The 1,124-nt window shown below is 73.3% G+C and carries 2 protein-coding genes and 1 pseudogene; all 3 read left to right on the forward strand.

The features are described from left to right. A pseudogene (locus CQZ88_RS31665) lies at positions 1–586 on the forward strand (hypothetical protein); the annotation flags it as partial. Continuing rightward, positions 583–702 (forward strand): hypothetical protein, encoded by a 120-nt coding sequence (locus CQZ88_RS32455; RefSeq protein ID WP_006941977.1) that lies wholly within the window; start codon positions 583–585, stop codon positions 700–702. The pseudogene CQZ88_RS31665 and the gene CQZ88_RS32455, both read left to right, overlap by 4 nt. A 1-nt stretch (position 703) precedes the next feature. After that, positions 704–1,124: hydrogenase maturation protease (locus tag CQZ88_RS23335; protein WP_102800380.1), on the forward strand; the 421-nt coding region annotated here is incomplete at its 3' end.

Below are 1,124 nucleotides of genomic sequence, written 5' to 3' on the forward strand. Positions count from 1 at the left end.
GCTGGTGTCCCCGATCATCCTGTACGACCATCCGCAGGTCGCCGAGCAGAGCGGCGGGGACCTGTTCGACGCCACCGAGATCGACGAGATCCTCACCCTGCGGGTCCTGACCCTGACCGACGAGGAGAAGGCCGAGGCGCGGGCCACCGACCCCCGGGCCGCGCAGATCGTCGAACGCTGCGAGACGATGACCCCCGCCGAGATGCAGGCCCTGCACGGCATCCTGCGGGACCCGCACCGCGAGGGCGGGCTGATTCCAGAACTGCCCGACGGCGTCGACTGGTGGACCCCCGAGGCGGACACCAGCGTCCGGCCCGAGACGGACGGGGTGCTGATCGGCGGGATCCGGGTCGCGCAGGGCAGCCTGGTGCGGCTGCACCCGTCGCGCCGGGCCGACGCGCAGGACCTGTTCTTCCGGGACCGGGTGGCGCGCGTGGCCACCGTGCACGCCGACGTCGACGGCGAGACCCACGTCGGGGTCGTCCTCGTCGACGATCCGGCCGCGGACCTGCACGACTGGTACGGGCGCTACCTGTACTTCGCGCCCGACGAACTCGAGCCGCTCGGGAGGAAAGAGGAGCCATGAGATTCATCGGAATGCTGGCCACCGCGGCACTGGCCGCCGCGGTGATCGGCGGGGTGGTCGTGACGGTGCAGTCGCTGCCGGACATCCAGCGGTACCTGCGGATGCGCAGGATGTGACGTGGTGCGGATCCTGGTGGCGGGCATCGGCAACATCTTCCTCGGCGACGACGGCTTCGGCCCCGAGGTGGTGCGGCGGATCCCGGCCGACACACCCGGAACCCGGGTGGTGGACTACGGGATCCGCGGCATGCACCTGGCCTACGACCTGCTCGACGGGTGGGACGCGCTCGTGCTCGTCGACGCCGTCCCCGGCGCCGGCGAGCCGGGCGCCGTGCGGGTCTTCGAAGCCGACACCGCCACGCGGGGGCCGGCGGGAATCGACGCGCACGCCATGGACCCGGCCGCGGTGTTCGCGAGCCTCGAGGCGCTCGGCGGGCAGGCGCCCCCCACCGTGGTGGTGGGCTGCCAGGTGGCGGCGGTCGAGGAGGGCATCGGGCTGTCCCCGGCGGTCGCCGCGGCCGTCGGCCCGGCCGTCGATG

Origin of the sequence: Rhodococcus sp. ENV425 (assembly GCF_002887785.1) — a bacterium.
Lineage (GTDB): Bacteria > Actinomycetota > Actinomycetes > Mycobacteriales > Mycobacteriaceae > Rhodococcus > Rhodococcus aetherivorans.